Origin of the sequence: Mesorhizobium waimense (assembly GCF_003601975.1) — a bacterium.
Lineage (GTDB): Bacteria > Pseudomonadota > Alphaproteobacteria > Rhizobiales > Rhizobiaceae > Mesorhizobium > Mesorhizobium waimense.
This window is the reverse complement of record NZ_QZWZ01000012.1, coordinates 169,922-190,921: the sequence shown is the minus strand read 5'-3', so window position 1 is coordinate 190,921 and position 21,000 is coordinate 169,922. Positions and strand designations below refer to the sequence as shown.

Annotated in this window: 20 protein-coding genes, 1 tRNA gene and 3 pseudogenes; 12 read left to right on the top strand and 12 right to left on the bottom strand. The window is 62.5% G+C overall.

Annotation, left to right across the window (positions count from 1 at the left end; all coding sequences use genetic code 11):
• Positions 1-6 precede the first annotated feature (6 nt).
• Positions 7-543: a DnaJ domain-containing protein gene (locus tag D3227_RS17495; RefSeq protein WP_120015327.1), complete on the bottom strand. Its 537-nt coding sequence runs from the start codon at positions 541-543 to the stop codon at positions 7-9.
• A gap of 531 nt (positions 544-1,074) precedes the next feature.
• Between D3227_RS17495 and D3227_RS17490 the strand changes: the two genes are divergently transcribed.
• Positions 1,075-1,164: transfer RNA gene (locus tag D3227_RS17490), tRNA-Ser, on the top strand.
• Positions 1,165-1,282: 118 nt separating this feature from the next.
• Here D3227_RS17490 and D3227_RS17485 read toward each other — a convergent pair.
• A complete protein-coding gene (locus D3227_RS17485; protein WP_208646384.1) occupies positions 1,283-1,561 on the bottom strand; it encodes a hypothetical protein in 279 nt (92 codons plus the stop codon).
• A gap of 189 nt (positions 1,562-1,750) precedes the next feature.
• Between D3227_RS17485 and D3227_RS17480 the strand changes: the two genes are divergently transcribed.
• From D3227_RS17480 to D3227_RS17440, 9 genes and pseudogenes are all read left to right on the top strand, one after another.
• Positions 1,751-2,992: a septal ring lytic transglycosylase RlpA family protein gene (locus tag D3227_RS17480; protein WP_120015324.1), complete on the top strand. Its 1,242-nt coding sequence runs from the start codon at positions 1,751-1,753 to the stop codon at positions 2,990-2,992.
• A gap of 90 nt (positions 2,993-3,082) precedes the next feature.
• A complete protein-coding gene (locus D3227_RS17475; protein WP_208646383.1) occupies positions 3,083-4,249 on the top strand; it encodes a D-alanyl-D-alanine carboxypeptidase family protein in 1,167 nt (388 codons plus the stop codon).
• Positions 4,250-4,412: 163 nt separating this feature from the next.
• The gene (gene tmk, locus D3227_RS17470; protein WP_120015323.1) at positions 4,413-5,087 is read left to right on the top strand and encodes a dTMP kinase; all 675 of its coding nucleotides are present in this window, start codon (positions 4,413-4,415) and stop codon (positions 5,085-5,087) included.
• Positions 5,084-6,139: a DNA polymerase III subunit delta' gene (locus tag D3227_RS17465; RefSeq protein WP_120015322.1), complete on the top strand. Its 1,056-nt coding sequence runs from the start codon at positions 5,084-5,086 to the stop codon at positions 6,137-6,139. The genes tmk and D3227_RS17465 overlap by 4 nt, the downstream gene beginning before the upstream one ends.
• Positions 6,140-6,230: 91 nt before the next feature.
• A complete protein-coding gene (gene metG, locus D3227_RS17460) occupies positions 6,231-7,781 on the top strand; it encodes a methionine--tRNA ligase (protein WP_120015320.1) in 1,551 nt (516 codons plus the stop codon).
• Entirely contained in the window at positions 7,781-8,575 is a 795-nt protein-coding gene (locus D3227_RS17455) for a TatD family hydrolase (protein WP_120015318.1), read from the top strand. The genes metG and D3227_RS17455 overlap by 1 nt, the downstream gene beginning before the upstream one ends.
• A 3-nt stretch (positions 8,576-8,578) precedes the next feature.
• The gene (locus D3227_RS17450) at positions 8,579-9,388 is read left to right on the top strand and encodes an MBL fold metallo-hydrolase (protein WP_120015317.1); all 810 of its coding nucleotides are present in this window, start codon (positions 8,579-8,581) and stop codon (positions 9,386-9,388) included.
• Between the two features lie 136 nt (positions 9,389-9,524).
• On the top strand, positions 9,525-9,752 hold the full coding sequence (locus tag D3227_RS44305; protein WP_167480735.1) for an ABC transporter ATP-binding protein: 228 nt from the start codon (positions 9,525-9,527) through the stop codon (positions 9,750-9,752).
• A gap of 202 nt (positions 9,753-9,954) precedes the next feature.
• Positions 9,955-10,786 (top strand): annotated as a pseudogene (locus D3227_RS17440) (helix-turn-helix domain-containing protein).
• Here D3227_RS17440 and D3227_RS17435 read toward each other — a convergent pair.
• Together D3227_RS17435 and D3227_RS17430 are read right to left on the bottom strand one after the other, a co-directional pair.
• Complete coding sequence (locus D3227_RS17435; protein ID WP_425374517.1) at positions 10,787-11,557, bottom strand: sulfite exporter TauE/SafE family protein; 771 nt, start codon at positions 11,555-11,557, stop codon at positions 10,787-10,789. It lies immediately after the preceding pseudogene.
• 395 nt (positions 11,558-11,952) lie between these two features.
• A complete protein-coding gene (locus D3227_RS17430) occupies positions 11,953-12,396 on the bottom strand; it encodes a RidA family protein (protein WP_120015315.1) in 444 nt (147 codons plus the stop codon).
• A 242-nt stretch (positions 12,397-12,638) separates the two neighbouring features.
• On the opposite strand from D3227_RS17430, the gene D3227_RS17425 reads away from it, so the two are divergent.
• On the top strand, positions 12,639-13,328 hold the full coding sequence (locus tag D3227_RS17425; RefSeq protein WP_120015313.1) for a TetR/AcrR family transcriptional regulator: 690 nt from the start codon (positions 12,639-12,641) through the stop codon (positions 13,326-13,328).
• A gap of 45 nt (positions 13,329-13,373) precedes the next feature.
• Complete coding sequence (locus tag D3227_RS17420; RefSeq protein ID WP_120015312.1) at positions 13,374-14,285, top strand: agmatinase; 912 nt, start codon at positions 13,374-13,376, stop codon at positions 14,283-14,285.
• A 195-nt stretch (positions 14,286-14,480) separates the two neighbouring features.
• Here D3227_RS17420 and D3227_RS42710 read toward each other — a convergent pair.
• The 8 genes and pseudogenes from D3227_RS42710 to D3227_RS17380 form a co-directional block, all read right to left on the bottom strand.
• Positions 14,481-14,633, bottom strand: a pseudogene (locus tag D3227_RS42710) (Type 1 glutamine amidotransferase-like domain-containing protein); the annotation flags it as partial.
• A gap of 438 nt (positions 14,634-15,071) precedes the next feature.
• Positions 15,072-15,726 (bottom strand): annotated as a pseudogene (locus D3227_RS17410) (glutathione S-transferase family protein).
• 40 nt (positions 15,727-15,766) lie between these two features.
• Positions 15,767-16,639: an aldose 1-epimerase family protein gene (locus D3227_RS17405; protein WP_120015311.1), complete on the bottom strand. Its 873-nt coding sequence runs from the start codon at positions 16,637-16,639 to the stop codon at positions 15,767-15,769.
• A gap of 203 nt (positions 16,640-16,842) precedes the next feature.
• Positions 16,843-17,559, bottom strand: a complete 717-nt coding sequence (locus D3227_RS17400; RefSeq protein WP_120015310.1) for a Bax inhibitor-1/YccA family protein — start codon at positions 17,557-17,559, stop codon at positions 16,843-16,845.
• 25 nt (positions 17,560-17,584) lie between these two features.
• The gene (locus D3227_RS17395; RefSeq protein ID WP_120015308.1) at positions 17,585-18,352 is read right to left on the bottom strand and encodes an anti-sigma factor family protein; all 768 of its coding nucleotides are present in this window, start codon (positions 18,350-18,352) and stop codon (positions 17,585-17,587) included.
• On the bottom strand, positions 18,349-18,882 hold the full coding sequence (locus tag D3227_RS17390) for a sigma-70 family RNA polymerase sigma factor (RefSeq protein WP_425374518.1): 534 nt from the start codon (positions 18,880-18,882) through the stop codon (positions 18,349-18,351). The genes D3227_RS17395 and D3227_RS17390 overlap by 4 nt, the downstream gene beginning before the upstream one ends.
• Positions 18,883-18,995: 113 nt before the next feature.
• A complete protein-coding gene (gene phnX / locus D3227_RS17385; RefSeq protein ID WP_120015306.1) occupies positions 18,996-19,811 on the bottom strand; it encodes a phosphonoacetaldehyde hydrolase in 816 nt (271 codons plus the stop codon).
• Positions 19,808-20,965, bottom strand: coding sequence for a TIGR03364 family FAD-dependent oxidoreductase (locus D3227_RS17380; protein WP_120015304.1), 1,158 nt, complete (start codon positions 20,963-20,965; stop codon positions 19,808-19,810). The genes phnX and D3227_RS17380 overlap by 4 nt, the downstream gene beginning before the upstream one ends.
• Positions 20,966-21,000: the final 35 nt, after the last annotated feature.

Below are 21,000 nucleotides of genomic sequence, written 5' to 3'. Positions count from 1 at the left end.
TCCGCGTCAGCCTGTATGGTCCAGTAGTCTGGTGGCGGGGTCACGACGATGCTCGGAATTGGCGCGATCGATGCCGTCTACGGTGATCGCGAACATCCCGTTTTCGATCCTTGCTATCCAGCCCTTTGCTTTTAGGTACCAGAGATGAAACTCCAGGTGTTCACGCGGACAGCCTGACAAACGCTCGAGTTCTGTGTCGCCAATGCCGGGATTGTTTACGTCTTGTCGGCGTTTGACATAAAGAAGCGAGAGCACTTTGGCCTGAATGACGACATCCCGTTCGATGCCTTTGGTGTTGCCGGCTTCCTCAGTCAACTCGCGTCGAAGGTTCAAATGGTCTTTATACTGAATGTCATACTGCGCGCGCTTGACCGGATCTCTGAGCGTATTATGGGCCTCCACGATTTCGCTGAAGCGTGCTTCATCACCGGTGTTTTGATTGTCGGGATGGTAGCGCATAGCAAAATGACGAAATATCCGTTCTATCGTTTCGGAGTTCGCGTTCGGGCTGATTTCCAGAATTTCGTAGTAATCAATGAACATAATGGCGCCCCCACGACATCGCTATTGCGCACACCGGCGGGCCTCCGCCCGAATCCGCCGAGCGAAGCGCGAGTTGTCTTAGAGTGTTTGGTGGGCCCACTGCGCCCCTCTCGAGTTCAACCGCGCGCCGTAATATCAGCATAAAGCTTGTACGAACTCTTTACGAAAGTCGGAGATCGGACCTCTGCCGCCATCACTCAGACCTCTCGCATCAGATCAGAGGACTTCGGTTGAGTCGGTATGATACAAACGTCGATAGATCCGCGCCGTTGTCGCCGTCGTGGATTGTAAATGCAAGTGGTTGATTCCTCCGCGATGTAGGTGCTGGGACGCGCCACGTTCCCGCTGAGCAATTATGCGCATATGCTGCCTGGTCAGCAGGAAGGCGCCGCAGCGGTGGTTGACGCCGCCCTCGATGCCGCTCTACAGGAATGAAGAGCGAACCGGTCGGGAACGCCTTCGGTGCCAATCCGGTGCCAATTGCTCAAACTGACCGAAAGCGACAATCCTAAGTGATTGAAAAATCACGATGGAGGGATGGCCGAGCGGTTTAAGGCACCGGTCTTGAAAACCGGCGTGGGCGCAAGTTCACCGTGGGTTCGAATCCCACTCCCTCCGCCAGATTTTGCCGATAAGCGATTGAAATACGTCGGGAAATTGATCTGAGCAGCATTGCCTCACAATCGTCGTAACCGGTAGCAGTCGGCTCAAGCGTTGAATCCAAAACGGCCATCGCTGCCTAATTGCCGGCCATCAACACAAGTGTCGTCCGCGTTTTGCCTGCTTCGGCCTGCTTGCGGCAATATTCCGGGATATTCGGCCATATTGCCACGTCGCATTGCACCATGGGTTTGGCAATCATCTCAACGTTGGCGGCGTCGCTGGTGGATGAGGCAAACAGCAGCGTCTCGGTCACGAGCCCGGCAACGGCGGCGACTTGTGTCAGCACGATAGCGAAAGCGACATTTTTAAGCATCCGGCGACAACGCGCCGGACCGGCTCCGGTTCCATGGTGCACCTCGCGCCAATTCGCAGGCGAGGGCGCGCCACAATCTCGCCCGGTTCCGACCATAATCGGTTAACACCGTGATAAACAATTCCTGCGCACAAGGGATTGGGGATCAGGGTGTCGCTGGCATGTTTCGTGCGAGTGCTTTGGCTCCACGGAATTCGGCTGGCAGCAAGACTGTAGGGGACATCAGGAAAAATGCAGACTTCGGCGCGCCCGCGTCTTCGTCGCGCACCCGCTCTCGCGCTGTTCGCCATCTCGGCAACGTTGCTGGCTGCCTGCGCGGCGCCGCAGCCGAAGGCGATGGTCGACACCAGGAAGCCCCGCTCCAAGGAGTATTTCTCCGAAACCGAATATGGCGTGAAGGCAAGCCCGCGCGTCAGGTTCAACATGGCTTCCATCCCTCGTGGCGGCGGCCGCGACCAGCTCGGCAAGCCCTACCAGGTACGCGGCAAGTGGTATTATCCGAAGGAAGACAGACGCTATGCCAAGGTGGGTCTTGCCTCCTGGTATGGTGATGCGTTCCACGGCCGGCTGACCGCCAATGGCGAAATCTACGACATGAAGCATCTGACGGCGGCGCATCCGACCATGCCGCTGCCGAGCTATGCCCGCGTCACCAATCTCAAGACCGGCAGCTCTGTCATCGTGCGCGTCAACGATCGCGGTCCCTACCACGAGGGGCGCATCATCGACGTGTCGCAGCGTGCCGCCGAAATGCTCGACTACGCCAATATCGGCACCGCCAAGGTGAAGGTCGAGTATGTCGGCCGCGCCCCGCTCGACGGCAATGACGACCAGTATCTGATGGCCTCCTACCATCCCGGCAACAGGGCGCCGGACCCGTCCGATGGCCTGCCGACCGGCGTCATGGTCGCCATGAATGGCCCGTCGCCGAGCCTGCCGGCGAGCGCCGCGGCCGTGCCGTTTCCCGGTCAGCTGACCGATTCAGGCCAGCCGCCCGAAGCGCAGCCGGTCATGTCCTTGCAGGCCCCGTCTTCCAGCGATGTCACGCTGCCCGATTTCGGCCCGATCGTGCCCGAACGTCCGGCAATCAACCTGCCGCCGCAATCGCCCTTTGCCATGGCTTCGCTGTCCTATGCGGATGAGCGTGTTGAGCGCGCCGACGTCTTTGCCGCTTTGGGTGGCCAGGGCATGTCGCCTGCCGATGTCCTGCAGTCCTGGAAACTGACCAACCCCCAGACCCCGTCGGCCACCTCCGACTACGTCGCGGCCGGTTCGTTCGAGGATGCTGCCGAAGCCAGGCGCGTGGCGGCCGGGCTCTCGAGTTTCGGCAGGACCGAGATCCAGCGCTCCGACCTCGATGGCAAGGACTGGTATTCGGTCAACCTCTATCCGGATGGCCATGGCAGCCTGGACGAGATGCTGCAGGCGGCGTGGTCGCATGGCGCGCCTGACGCGCTTGTTGTGCGCAACTGATCAATTTTGCTCTCGCGGTTGATCCGCCAGGAAAAAGCCTGATAGCTTTGCCGGGCATGACGCACGCCGGCTAACGGGTCGAGATTCCTTATGCAATTTCGCTTTTTCTCGCCTGTCGCGGGGCTTCTGGGACTTGGCCTGCTGCTGCTTTCGCTCGCTTCGGCGAGCGCGCAGCTTTTCGAGACCAAGGCCGCGCAGGCCTTCATGATCGACGCCGAAACCGGCACTGTCCTGTTCGCCAAGGACGCCGACAAGCCGATCCCTCCCGCCTCGATGGCCAAGCTGATGACGATGGAGGTGGTTTTCAACGCCATCAAGTCCGGCCGCATGACACTCGACGACACCTTCGTGGTCAGCGAGAACGCCTGGCGCACGGGCGGCGCCCCGTCGGGAACGTCGACTATGTTCGCCAAGCTCAAATCGGCGGTCAGCGTCGGAGACCTGATCCAGGGCGTGACCGTGCAGGCCGCCAATGACGGTTGTATCGTGCTTGCCGAAGGCATGGCCGGATCGGAGGCGAACTTTGCCGCGCAGATGACCGAACGCGCGCGTCAGCTCGGCCTGCAGAAATCGACCTTCGTCAACGCGACCGGACTGCCGGCCGACGGACAGCAGTCGACGGTCAGGGAACTCGCGCTTCTGGCGCTGCACATCTGGCGCGACTACCCCGAGTTCTTCCGCTATTACGGCCAGGCCGACTTCACCTGGAACAAGATCACGCAGAGGAACCGCAATCCGCTGCTCGCCATGGGCATCGGGGCCGATGGCTTCGTGGCCGGCACGAGCGAGGCGGCGGGCTTCGGCATCGTTGGCACCGTCAGCCATAACGGCACGCGGGTGATCGCGGCGATGAGCGGGCTGGCCAGCGACCGCGAACGGTCCGAAGAGGCGCGCAAGCTGCTCGACTGGGGCTCGCGTTCGTTCGAAAAGACCGAGATCTTCGCCAAGGACGAAGTGGTTGGCGAAGCCGCGGTCTTCGGCGGCGCCAAGTCCGGCGTGGCGCTGAAAGCCAAGGGGCCGGTGGACATTTTTCTGCCGATCGCCAATCGCGACAAGCTGACCGCAAGGATCGTCTATGACGGGCCGGTTTCCGCGCCGGTCGAAGCGGGGCAGCCGGTCGGCGCGCTGCGCGTCTGGATCGGCGACACGCTGAGCCAGGAGACGCCGCTCTTCGCGGCCGAGTCGGTCGGCGTCGGCACGCTGCCGCAGCGCGCGCTCGATGCCGCGAAGGAACTGGCCGTCGGCTGGCTGCGTTAGAGCATTGCAGGAAAAGTGCGCAGCGGTTTTCCGTCTCGGAATGCGACAAAACAGATAGTTGGGGCGGAAGCAGCTGGGAGTTCTGGCCGAGATCGTGGACCTTTTTTCAAGCCGGGACTAAGAGAGCATCCAGACCAGGGCGGCACAGCAAGGGCAGTTTCGAGTGGCGAGCGGATTTTTCATCACCTTCGAAGGCGGCGAGGGCGCCGGCAAGTCGACGCAGATCGAGCGGCTGGCAAGCAAGATGAGCGCCAAGAAATACGATGTCCTCGTCACCCGCGAGCCGGGCGGCTCGCCGGGCGCGGAAGCGGTCAGGCATGTGCTGCTTTCGGGTGCCGCCGAACCGTTCGGCCCCAAGATGGAGGCGCTGCTTTTCGCGGCCGCGCGCTCCGACCATGTCGAGCAGATCATCCGGCCGGCGGTCGAGCGCGGCACCATCGTGCTTTGCGATCGCTTCATGGATTCCTCGCGCGTCTACCAGGGCGTCACCGGGGGCCTCGATCCGGCGTTCATGGAGGCACTGGAAGAGGTCGCCATTAACGGCATGGTGCCCGACATCACGCTGATCTTCGACATCGACCCGGCCGAAGGCCTGCGGCGCGCAACAGCGCGGCGCGGCGCCAACGCCGGACCGGACCGATACGAAAAGGAGACGCTTGATATCCACCAGCGCCGCCGCGAAGCCTTCCTGGCGATCGCCGCGGCGGAGCCGGAGCGCTGCATCGTCGTCGATGCTTCCGCCGACCCCGATACCGTCGAGCATGTCGTCACCGCGGCCGTGTTCGCCGCCCTGGAGACCATGACGCCGGCCAACAGGCGGCAGGCAGCACCCGCATGATCTTCGAACGCATCGCCCCCGAGCAGCACGACACGCTGGACGGCGTGCCGGAGCCATCTGAAACACCGCGCCTGGTTGGGCATGCGCAGGCGGCCGCCATGCTGACATCGGCCTATCGCTTCGGCAAGCTGCCGCATGCGCTGATCCTTGCCGGTCCGGTCGGCATCGGCAAGGCGACTTTAGCCTTCCACCTGGCGCACCATCTGTTGAAGCATCCGGCCTTCAGCCAAGCCCCCGACGCGCTTGCCGTTCCTGATCGGGCCTCATCGCTGTTTCGGCAGATCGCCACTGGGGCCCATCCTTCGGTGCTGCATCTGACCCGCCCGGCCAACGACAAGACCAAGAGCTTCAAGACGGTCGTTACCGTCGACGAGATCCGCAAGGTCAGCCGCTTCCTGTCGCTGACCTCGCACGACGGCAGCTACCGGATCGTGATCGTCGACCCGGCCGACGACATGAACATCAATGCTGCCAATGCCTTGCTGAAGAATCTTGAGGAACCGCCAGCACGCACGCTGTTCATTCTCATCGTCCATGCGCCAGGCAGCCTGCTGCCGACGATCCGCTCGCGCTGCCAGATGGTGCGGCTGACGCCGCTCGACGCCGAGGATCTGATGAGCGTGCTCCAGGGCATCGAACCACCGCCACCGGAAGAGCCGGCGGCACGCGCAGCACTAGCCGAGCGGGCAGGAGGCAGCGCCCGCAACGCGATCCTGCTGACGCAATATGGCGGGCTGGAGATTGCGGCTGCCCTGGACGCGCTTGTCGGCGCCAGAAAGAGCGACGTCAATAGTGCCTATCGGCTTGCGGAGGCCGTCGGCGGCCGCGACCAGGCGATCCAGTTCGACATCTTCAACCGCCATGCGCTGGATCTGCTCTCGAACGGCGCCAGCGAGGCAGCTCTTGCCGGCGATCTGGCGCGAGCCAAAACGCTGTCGGATACTTGGCACGAGGCGCTGAACGCTATATCTGAGACCGACACCTACAATCTCGACAAGAAGCAGCACGCCCTGACCATGATCGACCGCCTGAACTCTGTAATGCGAATGTGAACGTGGCCTTGGCCGCGGGATGGCAATCGCCGTTCCGATGCGATATCCACCGCCACACTTCCCATTCAGACCATTCATGACGGCTTCATCCATGGCACGCGAAAAATATTACCTGACCACTCCGATCTTTTATCCGAACGGCAAGCCGCATATTGGCCATGCCTATACGGTCATTGCCAGCGACGCGCTGGCCCGCTTCCAGCGTCTCGACGGCAAGGATGTGTTGTTCCTCACGGGCACCGACGAGCACGGCCTCAAGATGCAGCAGACGGCCGAGAAGGAAGGCATCACGCCCTTAGCGCTTGCCGACCGCAATTCGGCAATCTTCCGCTCGATGACCGAAACAGTCGGCAGCTCAAACGACGAATTCATCCGCACGACCGAACCGCGCCACTACGCATCCTGCCAGGCGATCTGGAAGGCGATGGCTGCCAATGGCGACATCTATCTGGATCGCTACAGCGGCTGGTATTCGGTGCGACAGGAGGCCTATTTCGAGGAGAGCGAAACCACGCTCGGCGAGGATGGCGTGCGCCGCGAGCCGCTTGGCTCGCCGGTCGAATGGAACGAGGAGGAAAGCTATTTCTTCCGGCTGTCCGCTTATCAGGACAAATTGCTGGCGCTGTATGAAAACCAGCCGGATTTCGTCGGTCCGGCCGAGCGCCGCAACGAGGTGCTCAGCTTCGTCAAGTCCGGCCTCAAGGATATCTCGATCTCGCGCACCAATTTCAAATGGGGCGTCCCGGTGCCGGGCGACGACAAGCATGTGATGTATGTCTGGGTCGACGCGTTGACCAATTACATCACCACCGCCGGCTATCCCGACACCAAGGCCGAGAAATGGAGCTTTTGGCCGGCCACGCATATCATCGGCAAGGATATCGTCCGCTTCCATGCGGTCTACTGGCCGGCTTTCCTGATGTCGGCCGGGATCGAACTGCCGAAGCGTGTCTTTGCCCACGGTTTCCTGTTCAACCGCGGCGAGAAGATGTCGAAATCGGTCGGCAATGTCGTCGACCCCTTCACCATGGTCGAACACTACGGTCTCGACCAGGTGCGCTATTTCTTCCTGCGCGAAGTGCCGTTCGGCCAGGACGGCAGCTACAGCCACGATGCCATCGTCAACCGCACCAATGCCGATCTAGCCAACGACCTCGGCAATCTGGCGCAGCGCTCGCTGTCGATGATCGCCAAGAACTGCGATGGGGTGGTGCCGAAGCGCGGCGAACTGACCGACCTCGACAAGGCGATCCTCGATCAGGCGACCGCCGCCCTTGCCACGGCGCGCAAGGCCATGGCCGAGCAGGGCATCCATCTGGCGCTGGCGGCGATCTTTGCCGTGGTGGCGGAAGCCAACCGCTATTTCGCCGGCCAGGAACCGTGGGCGCTCAAGAAAACCGATCCGGCGCGCATGGAAACGGTGCTGTGGACCACGGCCGAGGTGATCCGACGGGTAGGGCTGATGTGCCAGCCCTTCATTCCGGGCTCGGCGGGAAAGCTGCTCGATACGTTGGCCGTGCCGGCAGACAGCCGTGACCTTGCCCATGTCGATGAAACTCACGCGCTGGTTCCAGGCACGGCGCTGCCAGCGCCGCAGCCGGTGTTTCCGCGTTATGTCGAGCAGCCGGACGCGAACGCCTGATGCTGGTCGACAGTCACTGCCATCTCGATTTTCCGGATTTCGCCGAAGAGCGGGCGGCCATTGTCGCCCGCGCCCTGGCGGCCGGCATTGGTCGCATGGTGACAATCTCGACGCGGGTGAAGCGGTTCAATCAAATACTTGAAATCGCGAAATCTTTTGATGACGTCTACTGCTCCGTCGGCACCCATCCGCACAATGCGGCCGAAGAGCTTGACGTGACGACCGCCGACCTGGTGCGATTGTCTGCCCATCCCAAGGTGGTGGCGATCGGCGAGGCCGGGCTCGACTACTTTTACGATCACGCTCCGCGCGAGGCGCAGGCGCAAGGGCTTCGCACCCATATCGCCGCCGCGCGTGAGACCGGCCTGCCGCTGGTCATCCACTCACGCGACGCCGATGACGACATGGCAGCCATCCTCGAGGACGAAACAGGGAAGGGCGCCTTCCCCTTCATTCTGCACTGTTTTTCATCCGGGCGGCGGCTGGCCGAAGTCGGCGTTGCACTCGGCGGCTACGTGTCCTTCTCCGGCATCCTGACCTTCAAGAATTCAGCCGAATTGCGCGCCATCGCGGCCGACGTGCCGCATGACCGCCTGCTGGTCGAAACCGACGCGCCATATCTCGCGCCGATCCCGTTTCGCGGCAAGCGCAACGAGCCCGCCTATGTCGCGCATACGGCCAAGGTGCTGGCCGAAACGATTGGCGTCAGCGAAACCGAGATCGCAGCCATAACCACGGACAATGTCTTCCGGCTTTTCGGGAAAATGCCGCGTCCGGGCGCGCCGGGCGCCTGAGGCATGAGCGACCGGCTGCGCCTTACCATTCTCGGCTGCGGCTCGTCACCCGGCACGCCGCGCATCACCGGCGACTGGGGCAATTGCGACCCGGCCAACCCCAGGAACAGACGCATGCGCACGGCGGCATTGGTCGAGCGCATCGCGGCGAACGGCGCCAGGACCACGGTGGTCATCGACACCGGACCGGATTTTCGCGAGCAGATGCTGCTGGCATCGGTCAAACGCGTCGACGCGGTCATCTACACGCACCCGCATGCCGACCATATCCACGGCATCGACGATCTGCGTGGCTTCGTGCTCGAACAGCGCCACCTGATCGATATTCATGCCGACCAGCCGACGATGCAGCGCCTCCGGCAAGCATTCGGCTATTGCTTCGAAACGCCCCCGGGCAGTTCCTATCCGCCGATCGTGCGCGCCCACATCATCGACCATGCAAAGCCGGTGATGATCGAAGGCGAGGGCGGCGCCCTCACCCTTGAGCCGCTGCCGCAGATCCATGGCGACATCATCTCGCTTGGTTTCCGCATTGGCCGGCTCGCCTATTGCCCTGATATCAGCGACTTTCCGGACGCCACGGCGGAACGGCTGCGCGGCCTGGATACGCTGGTCATCGACGCGCTGCAGTACAACACGCATCCGAGCCATCTGTCGCTCGACCAGGCGCTTGGCTGGATCGAAAGACTGGCGCCTAAGAACGCCGTGCTCACGCATATGCACGTGCCGCTCGACTACGACAAGATCATGGCCGAAACACCGGACAATGTCGTGCCGGCCTATGACGGTATGGTGATCGACATACCTTTATGAATCAGCATGATGGGCCGCATTTTTCACGACCGGCAGCACTGATCGTGTGACTGGCGGCAGCGGTGCCGGCCCGGACATTGCGTCGGGGCGCGCCGAGCGTCTCTCAATCTCCGATCGGCAAACGCGGATCGTCAAATTGCAGGACATTGAGATTCTGTTTGATGCGGCGCAGGATTTCCAGGCTGCGGGGCCCGATCACATTGCCGACGACATATGCGTCATGCAAAGCGGCAGCATCGTCGAGCGCGGCCTGACCAACGAGGTCATCGTCAGACCGTCGCATCCATATACGAAGCAGCTGCTTGGCGCCGTTGCAAATCCCGATAATCCGAGGCGGTCAGCCGGGCCTATGCCGGTCAAATAACAGGCGCGGTTGGCGCTAAGCGCTTGTTTCAACTCACATCGGCCCGTACGCACTAGTTCCATAATCTATCTTATGCGACTTCGATGTGTAGCACTAAGTTAAAATGTCCGGATCTGGCAAAGTAGGAATGTCGCTCCTGCTTGTGCGCTGCCAATCTCCTCGCCTTCGACAGCGCGGGAGATGCAGATTGGGACTGGTTCTGATGAGCGAACGCGAGCTGCGGCGTATCGAGGTTCTGTCGAAGGTTATTGAGCGGCGAATGACAGGCGTTGCAGCGGCAAGCCTGCTCGACGTTTCAGTTCGTCAGGTCCAGCGGCTGTCGAAGACGTTCCAGGCGGATGGCGCTACGGCTCTTCGGCACAAGGCGCGTGGCCGGCATTCCAACAATCGCATTGTCGATGGTGTTCGCGACTTCGTGCTGGAGCTGATCCGCGAACACTACATCGATTTCGGACCGATGCTTGCCCGCGAGAAGCTGCTTGAGTGGCACCAGATCGCCGTCAGCACCGAGACGCTACGCAAATGGATGACGGAAGCCGGCACTGGACATCGCGCCGGGAGCGCAAGAGGCAGCTTCACCAGCCACGGGGCCGGCGCGACTGCCTCGGCGAGTTGGTGCAGATCGATGGCTCGCACCATTGGCCGGCAAGAAGGTTGTTGTCTGCGACTATCCCGACGGCCGCCTTGAGATCATGGATGGCAGAACGTCCCTACCCTACAGGACATTTGACAAGCTGCGCTCGGTTCACAGATCGGAGATTGTCGAAAGCAAGCGCCTGGACGAAGCGCTTGCAATGGTGGCCGAGATGCAGGCTGGCCGCGACCTTCAGCGCAGCCAGCACGGCCCGCGCCGCACCGGCCAGGCGAACCACATGTTCGGCATTCCCGACGGCAGCCAGGGCAACGGTTATGTGAAGCGCGGCACGAAGCCGGGACGTCGGACGGATTTCATGAACGATCCGGCCGTCATTGCCCGGCGGGAGCAGGCGATGGCTCGGATGGAGGCGGCCGAGCGACTGGAGGCAGCCGAGTGACTACTTGTGCCGCCAGACCTTTACGGCCGATATCACCAGGATCAGCGCGAGTGCCGGAAGCAGCGCGTAACTCGGCACCAGCCCGAGCAACTGGCCACCGATGAATGTCCCTATGATTGATCCGGCGGCCATGATCAGAAGGAACTTCTTGTTGCGGCCGATGACCGAGAAGCTCTGATCTCGGCTATAGCGAGTGAACCCAACGAGCATCGTTGGCAGACTCACGGCGAGCGACAGGCTGCCAGCCAGCTTGATATCGGCGCCGAACAACAGAACCAGTGTCGGGATCAAAAGCTCTCCGCCGGCTACTCCGAGGAGCGAGGCGACGATGCCGATGATGAACCCAGCAATGATCCCTGCTACGAGCTGTGCTGTGCCGGTGACCAGCACCTGACTTGTCGTGGCATCGTGACCGAACAACAGCACGACCGCGATGACGACTAGGAGCAAGGCTATCACCTTGTAGAGAGTTTCCGATTTGAGACGTGTCGCCCACCCTGCTCCAAACCAGGCACCCAAGAGGCTACCAGCAAGCAGATTGAGGATGACCGGCCAATGGGCCGCCACGTCGGCAAAGGGCACTGTCTGCGCCCTGAACGGCAAAGCTGTAGCCACCACGACAAGGCTCATCGCCTTGTTCAGGATCACTGCTTCCAGTGCAGCGAAGTTGAAAATGCCGATCAATAGCGGCAGTCGGAACTCCGCGCCGCCAAGGCCGATGAGGCCGCCGAGGGCGCCAATGATGGCACCGCCACCGAATGCGGCTGGCATATTGCGAGGGGTAGTCGATGCGGTCGCCTCTTGCGTCATGCGTTATAGTTACGCGGAAAGAACGAGCCATGCAGTGCTTTTTTTCGAGAGCACGGGCACTTAAAGCTAAAGCCGAGGAGATCAACCGGATCGCCCCGATCGGGCGGCGCAACCCGCACCAGCTGACGCCCGATCGGCGCTCCCGTCAGTGCCAAACAGCGCGTCACTGTCGCATTTCTAACTTGCTGGCAAGGTCGCGTCTCTAAACAGCTTTGACATCTGATGCAGATGCAGCTTCGTAATGCGACAGCCGCGAAGCGTTGTTGCTCGGCCCTCGTGATTGCGAGCGCGCGCGGCTGTCTGCGGCGCACTCGATCCATTTCAATTCGAGCGATCGGGCCAAGAGCGCCGCCCCACTATTCCAGAACGACCACGGCTTCCACCTCGAAGAGCATGGGGTCGATTGCAAGCTTGGGAACGGGAACCAAAGTCTGCGCCGGCAGCGCCTCGCCGAACATTTCCTTGACGTTCTTGGTCAACACCTCAAGCTTGGACATATCGTGATCGACCACGAAGACCGTGAGCTTGGCGACCTGATCCGGCCTGGCACCGAGCGCATCGAGAGCCGCGCCCAGATTTGCATAGGCCTGCTTAACCTGGACTGCAAAGTCGGGTGACAAGGCTCCCCTGCTGTCTTGGCCACCCTGTCCGGAGATGTAGGCCACCCGGGCTTCGCGGGGCACGATCACCGCCGTGCTGTAGCCATTCGGCGTCGGGTCGTAGAGGTTTTGTGGATTGACGATGGTCAGCTTGAGATCATTCTCATTCGCTGTCGTCGCAGTGGGAACTCCCATGGTCATGATGATTAGGCCTCCGATATGCAGGTGCTTGATTGCGCGTTACATGATTTTCTCTTGGCTCAGAGGACTGCGAGCAACGTACCCTCGGGGCCGGCAGGACTGAACTTTAACCGATCGCCCATATGATTGAATCGTACGATGTACTATTTAGTCGCATCGTACGATGTACGAGTCAATCGTTCAGGATCGACATTCGTCGCATTGCCGGCATAAATCGACGTTCTGACCAGCGAGGAAGACGGATGGCAGTCAAACGCAACGGCACCCAGGGCAAACGGTCTCAACGGATAAGTGTGTCACTCCAGTCCGTGCAGGAGCCGCTCAGCGAACCGCCTCTCTCTCTGGAACGTATCGTGGCGACCGCGGTAGAATTGCTGGACGCCCAAGGTGTCGACGGATTGACGATGCGTCGGCTGGCCGATCGCCTCGGCTCGGGCGTGATGAGCCTATATTGGCACGTCGACAACAAGGAGGAGGTCTTTGATCTGGCGCTCGACTCGGTGCTCGAATATCGCGGACCGCCGCAAATGGTTGAGTCTCAAGACTGGCGCGGGGAAGTCGTTCATATGCTCGACGACTGGCGCGCCAGCATGCTGCGCCATCCTTGGTCGGCATCGCTGTTGCCGCGCCGGGCCCTCGGCCCGAACATCCTCGGTCGCCTTGAACTGCTGAGCAAGACCTTGTCGAGAGCCGGTGTAGCGGACACCGATCTGAACGTCGCGATATGGTCGCTCTGGAACTATGTGATGGGCGCCACCATCACCCGGGGGAGCTTCGACCTCTCTGACGACGACAGGGCCGCTGCGCAACAGCGCCTTACCAGTGAACGCTATCCGACAATCGAACGCTCTCGCCTGCTGTTGGATAGCGACTGGGACGGCGCTTTTAGGAAAGGCCTCGACTTCCTGCTCGATGGCCTCGCTCCAGGATAGCAGACAGCCTTACCTCAACACCGAAATCTCAGCTAAACGATCATCATGACCGCCTCGCCTCCTTTTCTCAGCTTTCACGATCGCCTCGCCGATGGCCGCATGCCCCGTGCGGTGATCTTCGGAGCCGGTCATGGCAGCACCTATCCCGGCAAGGACAGCAGCGGCCATGCCCTGGCAGCCGACGCCATCCGCGCTGCGAGCCAGGAAGATGCCGCGCTCGTCGAGCACTGGGATTTCGATCTCGGCGGCCCGCTGTTCGACGGCCATCCGGTTTGTTGCATCGAAGCCGGTGACATCGCTACAACCATGCATGACAATGCTGGCAACCGGGCCCGGATCGAGGCGAGGACGCGCGAGGTCCTGGCATTGCCGGCTGTACCGATCCTGCTCGGCGGCGACTGTTCCGTGACCATTCCCTTCCTCGCCGGCTTTGCGGACCACGGGCCGGTCTGGATCCTGCAGATCGATGCCCATATCGACTGGCGCGACGAGGTGCATGGCGAACGCTATGGCTATTCGAGCCCGATGCGCCGGGCGAGCGAGATGGCGCATGTCGCCGGCATGGTGCAGGTCGGCCTGCGTAGCGTCGGCAGCGCGCGCCTCACCGACATCGAAGCGGCGCGGCGCTATGGCAGCCACTTCGTGACCGCCCGCGAGGTTCACGGCCAGGGCATCGAAACCGCTCTGCGGCATATTCCGGAAGGAGCGCGGGTGGTCGTCACCCTCGACTGCGACAGCATCGATCCCGGCATCATGCCGGGCGTGGCGGCGCGTACGCCCGGCGGCCTCACCTACACGCAGGTGATCGACCTGATCGCGGGCCTCGGCAGGCGTGCCAGGGTCACAGGATTCGACCTTGTCGAGTTCTATCCTCCCGCCGACATCGACGGCCTCTCGGCCCTGACTGCAGCGCGCCTTCTCGTCAATGTGATCGGCACAATCGTCCGGCAGGTTTGAAGGCCGGCGTCCTGCGATGTGCACGACGATCGATGCCTGCCGCAAGCAGCGCCGAAGAACCGGCAGATTCGTCTCTCTCACCCGCTGGACAGATCCTTTGGAAAGCCAAAGTGGATCACCAATACCTTCCACGACATCCTGCACGACGACGACCCCGTCGCCGTCTTGGCATGCGATGATCGGGTGCGAATTCCGGGTGCTGTAGGCAAGCAAGTCCGGCAGATAGCTCGGCTTCGCCTGCAGATGAGGGAAAAACTCGAATGGTACCAGATCGAGCGCCGCACCATCGCTGACATCCTCCGGACGCTTGCTGCCTAACAGTGCGTCCACAGCGATGGTCGGGGTCATCAAGATTGCCCCCGCGCTCGCGCCAATGAGAAGGCCGCCATCGTTGGCCCAGTTTGCGCAACCGGTCCAGCATGCCGCTGCGCCTGAGCTGGGCAAGAAAGGCGGCGGTGTTTCCGCCCGAAAGATGGATTGCATCGCATGCCAGCAAGGCATCCAGCTCTGCACTGTGATCGCGGTCCAGATCGTAGAAGATGTCGAGGACGAGCCCCTGACGAGCGTAATAGCCTGCTTGTCCGAGTAAAACCGTAAATCCGGGTCTGGACCGGAGGGAATGTATCCGATGCGAGGGCCACGCTCGCTCATCATCTCGGTCAAACGAATGTCGACCTTCTGGTTCGCTGGAATGATCTGGTCGCTGTAGAGGACGGCATTGATCATAGGGAATTGTGGCGCGGTGCCGACCGCGAGTAATCGGCCAACACGAACCGCCCTGACCCGCTAATTTGTCACCGTTGGCGGCACCGGCGGCAATTCGGGCGCATCCAGTCCCCTGAAAGGGTCATGCCAGGCGTCGATCTCTTCAAGCCGACGATACCAGCGACTGACAGAGGGATAATCATCGAGCGGCAATCTGGCGGCATCGTTGAACGGCAGAAATGTCGCCATTCGGAAGTCGGCAAAGGAAACCGAATTTCCGACCAGCCATTGCCGCTGGGCAAGCACGGCCTCAATTATCGCGGCGGCCGTGCGGAAATGACTTAGCCCCTCGTCCACTCGCTCCTGATCAATCGGGCCTATGCCATAGCGCTGTTTGGTCCCACGTTCGAAATGCACCGTGTCGCAAGCGAATGCGAAGTGTTCCTTGCCCCAACTGAGCCACCGGATCATGTCGGGTTCGTCATCGCCGGTGCGCCAGAAATCCGAATGCGTATTACGCGAGAGCCTGCAGGCTATGGCGTCCGCCTCCCAGAGGCTTTTTCCCTCGTCATCCACAAGGATAGGCAGTGAGAGATTGGGATTTTTAACGGGCGATACTTCTCCGCTTGCCCGGAGCGAATGGGGAGGCGAATTCAAAGTCGACTTTCGCTTCGAGATAGCGCGACACCGCGACCGCGAGTCGAGGATTGGGATTGCGGCTGAAATACAGCTTCATTGGGCACCGCCAGCGTGGCCGGGTCTGTCGAACAAGGACGTCACAACAGCCTTATCCGATAGCTCAGCACGCGCTTCGCACCGGGCGCCATCAGCATCAGGCCCGGCTTGTCGACAAAATCGCCGTCGAAATCCGCCGGGCTTGCGATGCCGTGCCAGGGCTCGATGCACAGAAACGGCGCGCCGCCCGGCTTTGACCAGACGCCCAATTCCCGAAATCCCTGCCACGACATCTCCAGGGCCGGACCACGCTCGGCGGCATAACGCACGCTACCGCTGGCGGGCTGGTCCATGATCACGGCGTCCTCGTCAAACAACCGTTCGGAGAGCGCGAGTATCTTGCCTTCGACGGGCGTCGGCTGTGGCGTTTTCAGCAACAGGCCGTCCTTCAGCCGGCGGATCGGCCCTTGCTCGGCGGAGGCAAAGCTCAGCCGGTAATCCGTCTTAGCCAGTTCCGGCAGCAAGGGCCAATTGAACGCCGGGTGCGCCCCGATCGATGCCGGCAGCGGCTCGTCGCCGGTGTTGGTGATGTCGAAGCTCACACTGAGTTGCTTGCGGTCCAGCGCGTAGGTCACCGCCAGGCGAAAGGCGAAGGGGTAGTGCGCGCGGGTATCGGCGTCGTCGGTGAGGACCAACGTGCAGGACCCTGGCCCTCTCTGCGCCCAGGCAAACGGCTTGTCGCGCGCGAAGCCGTGCTGGGTCATCGGATAGGTCTGGCCTTGATGGTGCAACTGGTCGCCCTTCAGCCGCCCGACGATCGGGAACAGCACCGGCGAGTGACGCCGCCATTCCGGGCCGGCCTGCCACAGAAACTCTGTGCCGTCGGCATCGCGCAGAGAGACCAGTTCGGCGCCCTGCCCGACGACAGTCGCCGAGATGCCGTCACGGCGAAGCGTCAGGCTGTCTTGTTCCATGCGTCCTCGCGGCTATCTGGCGTGGCCGGCAGGCTAGCAAAGGGCAACGCCTGAACTCAAGAGTGGCAGACTTATATCGCACCTCACGCAGCCGTGATGAACGATCCACCGCACATGGCAAATGCTGCCTCAAATGAAAACCGTGGCCGGAGGTTGCCCTCCGGCCACGGCAATATGCGAAATGTTGCCTGCTACGGTCCGGATTACTCGCGTTCGCCGGTGAAATTCAGCAACAGCTGGAAGATGTTGATGAAGTTCAGATAGAGCGAGAAGGCGCCGAAGACGGCGAGCTTCTGGCGCGATTCCGCGTCGAAGTTCTCGGCATACTGTTCCTTGATGGTCTGCGTGTCCCAGGCGGTCAGGCCGATGAACACGGCGATGCCGATCACCGAAATTGCGAACTGCAGTGCCGTCGAGCCGAGGAAGAGATTCACCACGCTGGCGATGACCACGCCGATCAGGCCCATGATCAGGAAGGACGAGAACTGCGTCAGGTCGCGTTTGGTCGTGTAGCCGTAGAGGCTGGTGGCGCCAAACATGGTGGCGGCGATGAAGAAGGTGCGCGCGATGCTGGTTCCGGTGAAGACCAGGAACACGGAAGCCAGCGACAGGCCCATGACCGCGCAGAAGGCCCAGAACATGGCCTGGGCGCTCGCCGCCGACATCGTCTGCATCTTGAACGAGAACAGCAGCACGAATGCGAGCGGTGCCAGCATCACCACCCATTTCAGCGGGGTGGAAAAGATCGGCACGTAGAGGGCGGGCGTGGAAGCCACCAGGAGGGCGATCACGCCCGTGACGACCAGGCCAAGGCCCATATAGTTGTAGACGCGCAGCATATGCTGGCGCAGGCCCTCGTCGTACACGGCGCCGGTTCGGGCGCCGGTGCCAACGCGGTATCCAAGATCGGGGGTATTCATGCTGGTTCTCCTTGGCTGGATCGGATCAATAAAGTGTCTTGGCGAGGGTCTCGGCGGCGCGATCGAGGTCGCGGACATCGCTCCGCGCGACGATTGCGTAGGCGACATCGCCAATCTGGAAATAGGCGGACGAGATATCGCCCGAGGGCGCGACGGCAGGCCTGACCACGTCGAACGTTCCCGGCCTGACGGCAAACAGCGAGATAAGCCCAAGCTCCCTGGATTCGACGACCATTTCGACGCTCGGGCCGAACTGTGACGGATAGACCTGCACGTCGCGGACCTTCCAGTCCTTCGGCAGCGACGGCATGACGATCGCCGTGGCGGCGCGGATTTCATCGCTGTCATAGTTCGGCGCTTCGGCCTGGGATGCCATGGCTTCGCGCATCAGCGTCGTCCGATGCGCCCGGGTCGCCTCCTCGAGATAGGCTGGCGGCTGGGTCGAGGCAACGACCTTGGTCACCGGCCCGAGCATGCCGTTCGCCAGCCAGCCCGCGGCGACGAAGACGGCGACCGCCGCCGCCCGCTGCAGCACGGCAAGCACGCGGCCCCGGGCGAGCCCCCTCTCCAGGCGCCGGGCGGCATCGGCCGTTGCCGGCCGCGCCATGCCTTTTGAACCGGCAAGCGCCACGCGCAGTTCGTCGCGTGTCCTGAGGTCGGACATCACCCGCGCGGCCGTTTCGGGACGGGCGGACAAAAACGCCTCGACCTCGATACGGCGGGCAACGTCCAATTGGTCGTCGACATAGGCATCAAGGTCGGCGTCGGTCACGGGATCCAGCATTGCGGTCATGACTCGCCTCTCACAATCCGGAGATGATTTATGGCGCGCGCCGGCGCGTTGTCTTCCATCTCGCGCAGCGCCGCGCGTGCGCGGCCGATGCGTGACATCAGCGTTCCCAGCGGCACGCCGCTGGCCTTGGCCGCCTGCTCGTAGGTAAGGCCCTCGATGGCGACGAGATGCAGCGCCGAGCGCTGCTCGTCCGGCAGTTCGAAAAAGGCTTCACGTATCTGCGCCAGGCGAACGGAATGCTCCTGCGGAGCCTGCGTGCTGCTGTCGGCGAGGTGTCCCGCCTGCTCAAGGCGCGCCGCTTCGGATCTGCGCGACCGCAGGCGGTCGATGAAGGCATTGTGGACGATCGACAGCAGCCACGCGCGCAAATTGCCGCCGGCGCGGAAGGTGCCGCGCCGCTCATAGGCCCGCACCAGCGCGTCATGCACCAGATCCTCGGCATCGGCGCTGTCGCGCGTCAGCGAGTTCGCGTAGCGGCGAAGGGAACCCAACTGTCCTACGATATCGAAGCGCGGCATCGACCGTTTCATGCCCTGTTTACGGAGCACGGTAAGGTTTTAATCCCGCCTGTGTCGGATTTTTTGCCGTCGCTTCCGGACAGAACTACCGATGAAGCCTGCTGAAAGCGCTCAGGCTTCGACCGTCAAGGCCGCTCGCCGCGCCGCAGCCTGCCCTCGATCGCGGCGATGATCGGCAGCAAGTCGGCAACGCCGTTGACGACGTAATGCGCGCCAGCGGCGGTGAGCCTGGCGATTGCCTCGACACGTTTTTTCCTGAACACGTCCGGCGCCAGCGCCTGCGTCTCCGCCAGAGTGTGGCCGAAGACGTTGCCGGTCACGGCGACGCCGACCGTCCAGGCGCCGGCATTGGTTCCCTCGGCAATGCCGACTTCGGTGTCGTCGATCTTGACGCTGAGCCATGGCGGGTAGACGCCAAGCTCGGTCAGCGCCTTCCACAACATGAACGGCGTCGGCCTGCCGTCCGGCGTGTCGCCGGTGCAGACCAGGCAATCGGGCGAGAACCCCTGCCCGGCGGCCACCGGCAGGATTTCGGCCATGATGTCGCGCGTATAGCCGGTGGTCGAGCCGATCTTGAGGCCGCGCGCCCGCAGCGCCGCGACGACATCGGCAACACCAGGAATGACATCCGAAAACCGCGCCGCCACCGCCCGGTTCTTTGGCACGAACACAGCGTAGACCACGTCTATGTCGGCCTCGGTCGGTGCATGGCCGCGTTGCTTCGCCCAGGCCGCAGCAACCCTTGGCAGCGCCATCAGCGCCGCGATATGCGGGCGCTTGGCCATGCCCATCGGTCCGCGCGCCTCATCGACGCTGATCGCCACGCCGAACTCCGCAAAAGCCTCGACGAACACGCCCATCGGCGCCAGCGACCCGTGGTCGACGACGGTGCCGGCCCAGTCGAACACCACGGCGCGGAGCAAGCCCTGGGTGGCCATCATGCAATCTTCCTTGTCTGTGACGTAGTTGCACCGAACAGCTCTTCGATCACCTCTTCGGCGATGGCAAACGAGGTGCTGGCGCCGGTGCCGCTGGTGATCATCACCAGCCGCACATCCTCCTGCGGCGCGTCGGCGAACATGGTGCGGTCGGACACCGAGGCATAGGTGCCGGTCCAGCGTTCGAGCACGCGCAGAACCGGTCCGCCGAACACGGCGCTGAATTCCTCCAGGATGATCTCGTCGACCCGCTCCGAGGCGAACGGATCGGGGGTCGTCGCATAATGATGGGAATCGCCGACCACCAGCGTGCCGTCTGCACTCTGCACCACGATCAGATGCACACCATTGTCGAGCGCATCGCGTTGCTCGGCTTCCAGCCGGCGCCGCAAGGCAACCGCCTCCGGCAAGGCGGCATAGCCGGCATAGCGCGCAAGCCCGAGGTCGGACATCACCGACACCGGCAGCCGGAACCCGGGATCGGCAAGCCGCATCATCTGCAATTTGCAGCGCGTCACGGCATAGTGCGCGATGCGGTCGGGATAAAGCGTCGCCAGGTCGTCGCCCGGGCAAACGATCACCTTGCCGGCTTGAACAATGCCGCGGCTGGTCTCGATATCCGGCGGCTCGACCCGACGAACCGCCGTTTCGCGGCGGAACTCGACACTGTGCCGTTCGGCGAGAAAGGTTGCAAGAAGCGGGATCGCCAGGCGCGATTCCACACGCACCTCATGCGGGCTCCACAGGCCGCCGGCGAAACCCTGCCCTGCGAAACCGGGATAGTCGCGGTTGAGCTCATCGGCTTCGAGCAGCTTGCACCCCTCGCCCATCTCTGTTTGCAGAAACGCCTCGACCACCGCCCGCGCCTCCGGACGGCGCGCCGCGACGACGGCTCCGCGTTGGACGACATCGATGCCGGCCGGTCCGGCCACCTCCAGCCAGATATCTCTTGACCGCATCGCCCGCCGCCAGACCTGGCCGCGCTCCTGGCCGCTGACGGTGATGAACCCGAAATTACGCACCGAGGCGCCATTGGCCTGCGCGTCACGGTCGATGACGACGACGGAAAGACCACGGCGAACGGCGGCGAGCGCATGCGCCAGGCCGACAATGCCGGCGCCGACGATAGCGAGGTCGAATTGTTGCAGTCGGCTCATCACTTTCCCACGCTTTGCGCTGGCGCAGTCCATTC